This window comes from Xanthomonas bromi (genome assembly GCF_900092025.1).
In the GTDB taxonomy this organism is placed as follows: Bacteria; Pseudomonadota; Gammaproteobacteria; order Xanthomonadales; family Xanthomonadaceae; genus Xanthomonas; species Xanthomonas bromi.
Genome location: NZ_FLTX01000107.1, coordinates 1 through 6,054, shown reverse-complemented (window position 1 = coordinate 6,054; position 6,054 = coordinate 1). Strand labels below are relative to the sequence as shown.

General features: G+C 54.5%; 6 protein-coding genes and 2 pseudogenes. 7 read left to right on the top strand and 1 reads right to left on the bottom strand.

The annotated features are described in order from the left end of the window. The first annotated feature begins 133 nt into the window (after window positions 1–133). From XBLMG947_RS20605 to XBLMG947_RS20600, 5 genes are all read left to right on the top strand, one after another. Complete coding sequence (locus XBLMG947_RS20605) at window positions 134–1,012, top strand: DUF4123 domain-containing protein (RefSeq protein WP_065470381.1); 879 nt, start codon at window positions 134–136, stop codon at window positions 1,010–1,012. Between the two features lie 124 nt (window positions 1,013–1,136). Continuing rightward, the gene (locus XBLMG947_RS22270; protein WP_245228288.1) at window positions 1,137–1,601 is read left to right on the top strand and encodes a hypothetical protein; all 465 of its coding nucleotides are present in this window, start codon (window positions 1,137–1,139) and stop codon (window positions 1,599–1,601) included. Between the two features lie 25 nt (window positions 1,602–1,626). After that, window positions 1,627–2,115: a hypothetical protein gene (locus XBLMG947_RS22265; protein WP_245228287.1), complete on the top strand. Its 489-nt coding sequence runs from the start codon at window positions 1,627–1,629 to the stop codon at window positions 2,113–2,115. A gap of 22 nt (window positions 2,116–2,137) precedes the next feature. Next, the gene (locus tag XBLMG947_RS22260) at window positions 2,138–2,590 is read left to right on the top strand and encodes a DUF3304 domain-containing protein (protein ID WP_104537034.1); all 453 of its coding nucleotides are present in this window, start codon (window positions 2,138–2,140) and stop codon (window positions 2,588–2,590) included. Beyond that, window positions 2,587–4,599 carry a phospholipase effector Tle1 domain-containing protein gene (locus XBLMG947_RS20600; protein ID WP_065470380.1) on the top strand — a complete coding sequence of 671 codons (2,013 nt, stop codon included), beginning with the start codon at window positions 2,587–2,589 and terminating at the stop codon, window positions 4,597–4,599. Before XBLMG947_RS22260 ends, XBLMG947_RS20600 begins: the two co-directional genes overlap by 4 nt. Before the next feature lie 4 nt (window positions 4,600–4,603). Here XBLMG947_RS20600 and XBLMG947_RS22255 read toward each other — a convergent pair. Beyond that, window positions 4,604–4,864 (bottom strand): annotated as a pseudogene (locus tag XBLMG947_RS22255) (winged helix-turn-helix domain-containing protein); the annotation flags it as partial. A 58-nt stretch (window positions 4,865–4,922) separates the two neighbouring features. Between XBLMG947_RS22255 and XBLMG947_RS23045 the strand changes: the two are divergent. Continuing rightward, window positions 4,923–5,717 (top strand): hypothetical protein, encoded by a 795-nt coding sequence (locus XBLMG947_RS23045; RefSeq protein WP_139074470.1) that lies wholly within the window; start codon window positions 4,923–4,925, stop codon window positions 5,715–5,717. A 55-nt stretch (window positions 5,718–5,772) separates the two neighbouring features. Further along, window positions 5,773–6,054: pseudogene (locus tag XBLMG947_RS20595) on the top strand (type VI secretion system tip protein VgrG); the annotation flags it as partial.

Sequence of the window (6,054 nt, the reverse complement as noted above, 5' to 3'; positions counted from 1 at the left end):
GCAGGTGTTGACGGGGCCGCAGGGCTTTAGCACCCGTGTGCAGCTGCCCACGGCGGACAAGCCGGTGTGCCTGGAATGCATGCGCGATCTGGCATCCCGGCACGAAGCCGTCGCATCTCGCGGGTGATCGGCCATGCATCCGCTCTTCGAATCGTGGTCCACCTTCCTCGCCCCCCATCGCCACCGTGAGGGCACCGGGGTTTTTCTGCTGCTGGATGCCGCGCAGCTGCCCATCAATGCGATGCCGTGGAAGGAGATGATCGGCGAGCAGCGCGTCCACAATGTGCTGCGGGATCAACCCGAAAGCGTCGATCCATCGGTGTGCGCCTTGTTGATGGACTACGAAGCCGCCTGGGTCGATGCGCTGTTGAACAGGTATCTGCCGCGCAGGCCGTTCGCCTTCGTCGCCCTTTCCAGCGCGCTGTCTATCGCCCAATTGGCCCAGGCATTGGCGAAGCGCACCGAGGTCTCCCTGCCCGGTGGCAAGAAAGGATTGCTCCGCTATTACGATGCGGCGGTGCTGCAGGCGCTGCCCAGAGCGGTGGAGGCCGGCAAGCTGGATGCCTTCCTGTCCTGCGCCGATGCATGGGTCTGCATCGGTCGCGACGCCGCCCCGCTGGCACTGCGCCCCGCGCCGGAACGCAGGCCCGGCCGGCCCGCCGCGCGCCTTGCGCTCACCCCACCCGAGCTGCAACGGCTGGACGCGCTCGGCCGGCTGGATCGCATTGCCGCGGACCTGAAGCGCAACGGCGCGCTGCCGGCCGATGCAGACCCCTTCCAGACGTGGAAGACACTGTCCGTGATGCAGGACGTGCTGCTGGAGGCGGGACTGGAAGCGGAACCGCTGCTCTATCGCTGCTGTACGGCGCTCGTGCGCCGGGAAGTCGATGCCACGTGGCGCGCACAGCTTGCCCGTCTCGTGCACGCGCACCGAACGGACCACGATGCGCTCTGCGAAGCGCTAGTGGATTGGGCGTATGACGCGGCAAGCACGCAAGAGCGCCAGACATGAGCAGCGAGTCCATCGTCGACAGAATGGAACGGCGTCTTTGCAATGGGGAATGACATGGGCGCGGATGAGCTTCCTCCAACCCCATCTATTGCTCAATAAGAATGGTCTTTGAGGTATTTATGATATGAGCATTATCAGATTTTTGATGGTGGCGTTTATCTTCTTGCTGGGCGGTTGCAAGGATGGTTTCTCGCAGTCGAGAACGGTGTGCGTCACCGGTTACAATGAATATGAAAGGCATATTCATGAGTTCTGGCTTGATAACGAATCTAAATCGGGATGTTTTGGAAATCCATCAGGACGAGAAAGTGGTGATACGTGGGGAGGGGGTGGAGCATTCTCCTGCGGCTGTAATATTACGCCAGGCAAAGAAGTTAATTTATATTGGCGATTTGAAAGGACTAGATCTGAATACGATGCCGGCGTCAAGCCGGAAGAGCATACAATTCGCGTTAAGATTCCGCCGCCAGAATCGTCTAGTTCTCGCTACTTTCGAGTGTACCTGCGTAAAAATGGAACGGCGTCTTTGCAATGGGTGGATGACATGGGCGCGGATGAGCTTCCTTCAACCCCGTTTATTGATAAATAATAATGGTCTTTGAGGCACCTACGGCATGAGAATTATTAGATTTTTGATGGTGGCGTTTATCTTCTTGCTGGGCGGCTGCAAGGATGGTTTCTCACAATCTAAAACCGTATGCGTGACCGGATACAATGAATACGAAAAGCAGATTTATGAGTTTTGGCTGGATAATGAGTCAAAATCTGGCTGCTTTGGAAATCCTCCTGGGCGTAAAGACGGAAATCCTTGGGGTGGTGGTGGAGCATTTTCTTGTGGCTGTAATGTGACGCCTGGTAAGGTCGTCAATCTTTACTGGACATTCGAGCAGACTAGGCAGGAGTACGATTCCGGTGTGAAGCCCGAGGAGCACACCATCAAAGTCCAAACGCCGAAACCACAATCATCCAGTTCACGATATTTCAGGATTTTCTTTCGTAAGAATGGAACGGCGTCTTTGCAATGGGTGGATGATATGGGGGCGGATGAGCTTCCTCCAACCCCATCTATTGCTAAAGAAGCAGGATCTTTGAGGCACCTATGATATGAGAATTATTAGATTTTCGATGGTGGCGTTTATCTTCTTGTTGGGCGGTTGCAAGGATGGTTTCTCCCAGTCGAGAACCGTTTGCGTGACTGGATACAATGAATACGAAAAGCAGATTTATGAGTTCTGGCTGGATAACGAGTCAAAGGCTGGATGTTTTGGGAATCCTCCTGGGCGTAAAGATGGAAATCCTTGGGGTGGTGGCGGAGCATTTTCTTGTGGATGTAATATCACGCCTGGAAAAACTGTTAATTTACAATGGTCTTTCGTGCAGTCGGTGGAGGAATTTGATTCTGGAAAAAAAGCTAAGGAGTACACTACAAGGGTAACCATCCCTCAGCCGGAATCAAGAAATTCTCGGTATTTCAGAGTCTATTTTCGGAAAGATGGAACGGCGTCTTTGCAATGGGTGGATGACATGGGGGCAGAAGAGTTGCCAGCAACGTCCGATGGAAAAGGAGATTCCAAATGAGTCAGGTGAGAAATGAAAGTAAAGACGCAGACCAAAAGTACGCATTTCTTGATCGCACAAAAGTTCAGGCTGAACAGAGATGCCCAGCCTGCCAGCAGGTGCTCTGGTTGAGCTTCTTCTTTGACGGTTTTGGATATACAAACAAATCTGGACCGTTAAGTAATGTTGCAAAAATATATTCTGCTACCAATGACGATCCTATTAATGGGGCGCGCCGTTTCTATTACCCTGGTCTTGGTGCACAGTTCGACCCCGAGAACGCCGCACTTGCAGCCGCCCTGGGCGATAAAGCCGGTAAGGAGATCGAGGACAAGATCAGTTCTGCGCCGAAAGATGCCGCCAAGGGCGCGGTGCTGGATGTCTGGAAGGAAAGCGAACGGCTGAGCGACAAATCCTATGCTAATCGTGTGGCCTGGACCGCTGGCGAGGTGGTAGATCGCGCGAGCAAGCAAGCGAAGCAGATTGCCAAGACGGTCCAGAAGCCCGTTACCACGGTGGCTAAGCAAGGCTGGAAAAAATTGCGCAAGGAATGGCGTGCGCTCTGGAAAGACGTAGTCAGGCATCCGTGGCGCGCAGCCAAGGATGCTGGCGCGGCCGTGGCCAAGAATTCCGCTGGCTATGGAGCAGAAAGCGTCGGGCTGATCCGCGACTCGACCCTCGGTGCGGCGCTGTTCAACACGGGCGTGGATACGCGCCTGAAATCGGCAGAGACCGATTTCAAGGCCGCGTTCGCACTGGCCAAGGCCAGGCTGCCGGTGCACAGGGTCAACGTGGCGATCTTTGGCTACGACATGGGCGGCGGGATCGCGCTTGCGTTCAGCAAGCTGCTGATCGACGACATCTGCGCGAGTGGCCGCTACCAGGCGGTCGAGGTCAAGATCCACTTTATGGGCCTGTTCGATTGCGTGACGAATCGCTACGACGACAACCTGCTGAGCGGATTCATCCCGCTCAGCAATAAGGTGTCGTCGGAGATGAGGTTGCTGCCCGAGGTCGAACGCTGCGTGCATTATGCGGCGGCGCATGAACTGCGCTTCTACAAGCCATTGACGATTATTGGAGGCACGGCCAGCGCGACAGGCAGCCGACAGGAGCTGCTTTTTCCTGGTAGCCAGGTGGATGTGGGGGGAGGTGCCGAAGCCGAGGAAGAAGGTGTACTGGATGGACTTGCACGTTACCCGGTAGAGATGATGTACAACCGGGCTTACGGAGCTGGTATTCCGATGCCTAGTTTGACAGAGTTGAGAGGACTTAACCCGGCGCTGCATTCGCAACTGACATCGACTCCTGAAGTTGACGAATTCCAGCGCCAATATAGACGAGCCGTGACTACGCTTGTGGAGGATGTCAAAGAAATCAGCCCCGCAGTAATCCGCCTGAATCTGCCATACGTCTGCACCTACACCAAGCCCGGCCAACGCACGGCCGAGCAGGAAAGCCAGTGCTATGTGCCGCCGGAGCCGCTGGTGGTGCGCACGCTGCCCAAGGACATCCAGGGGCAGATGAAGGGGCATATGATCATCTACATCCAGTGGCTGCGGATGTGGTACGAACAATTCGCCAAGACTGCCAATGAACATACAGACTCCTGGTTGTTGGGTGCCCCGAAATATCCCGCCGCCAAAGGCCGGTACGACAAGCTCGCGGCCGAACTGAGGTACCTGGAACGCAACGCGCGTTCGGTCGATACCTTCAACATGGACCAGGCAAAGAAACAGATCGACGGAGAGGTCGCCTCCAATCTCTTTGTCACCGATCCGCAAGGCCAAGCGCTTTATTGGATATGGAACAACCCTGGTAAGCGGCTGCTAGAGGTCGAGGCGCTGTATGGTGGATTTCTTGAATATGTCCACGACAGCATGGCAGAGAGCAGCCTTGAGGGTGCGTACGGTTCGTTCGTCGCCTCCAAGCACTACATGAACCGCCGCCCGATGCAGAAGATCGAGACCAAACCCGACAAGAGTTTCTTGGGGGATTTATGGGAGTCCTATAAAAACCTCTACAAATAGTGTGCGCACTGAATACGAGCACCTGCATGAGCCGGCCGACCGTGGCGATCAACAGTGTCTTGCCGAACTGCCGGTTGATCAGTGCGCGGATCAGCGACAGCGTCCACAGCCCAGACTCGAACTAGTAATGCAGCGGCGTGTTGTTAACCGCGGCCACGCTTTGCACCGTCTGTCCCTGGCTAACGGCCTTGATCGCCTGTTGGCACATGACCTGAAGCGAGTGATAGTCGATTGCACGACCATCCGAGTTCCGTTTGCGTTCCATTTGGGTATTGTCTCTTCACATGGCAATATTTGCGATAAATTTATTATATTGGAGATTAATGTCTATGATTGATCTATTTCTAAATTGGGCGGGCGATCCAGCTGTTCAAGGTTTATTTCTTTCGCCCTTGATTGGTGCAATCATGGGTCTGATTTTAACTTTTCTAGTTCAGGCGCCTCCCTCTGCGGCGCCACATCCAGAGACAATTTACCAGACTCGCATCGTTTTCATTAAGCAGGTGCGCGCTAGGGGAATTCAGGGCGAGGACGGCCCCTTGGTACTCGGGGTCGCTATCTTCATGGCTTTTGTTGTCACTTGGGTTTACGCGAGATATGCGGTTGATGCAATTAGGTGCTGGAACTTTGTGACCCTCAGCTTTCTTTCATTTAACGTTGCTTCCGCTATCGCAGGGGTGATGAAGCGCGAAATAACGGCAAACTGGCTCGCGTACCTTGCGTTTCCAATGGTTGCGTTGGTTGCAAGCCTTTATCTTGCAGTAAAGGCTAGTGATGGATTGATTCCTAATGCAGCTGAATTGGCTTCGAGATACGGTTTAATTGATTTTTATTTTAAAGTTTTAAATGCATCTCAGCGAAATTGGATGCTAACGCAATCCCTTGGGATTATTGTCGGATTATTCGCAACATTGATCGCGGCAATGCGATTGACATATTACATATCTCTATCAAACCAAAGAGGCGGAGGATGGTGGGCAGGTTTATGGCGTCACGTCGCGTTTTTTACTCGAAGACTTGATGGATTTAGCGGCGTTGCATTGGCGATTATTTTTTACGGCTTGAGTTGGGTTCTCCTCAGTGGAATCGTCTACGGGTGGCTGATGCAACGGACTTAGACTATAGGAGGTTAGCATTTTCACTTTTATCCTTCAGTATTCGTGCGCTGATAACGTGCTGGGTCAACTCGCCGCTGATCTACCGTTCCTGCAACGGCTGCTGGCCGAAAAAGGCATCGACGATTGGTTCGAGCATGCTGGCAATGCGGCCAGCTCCAGTCTGGGCAGCCAGCAGTCGCTGGGCGCGGTGGCCGGCGCGCCGCTGCCGCCGGCGCTGGCGGGCCTGGGCGGCGGATATGCGCCACCGCGCGACGACACCGAGGTGGAGTTCTACCGCAACCAGTTCACCGCGTTGCCGGCCACGGCGACCTACCGTCCGCAGACCGAGGACGGGCAT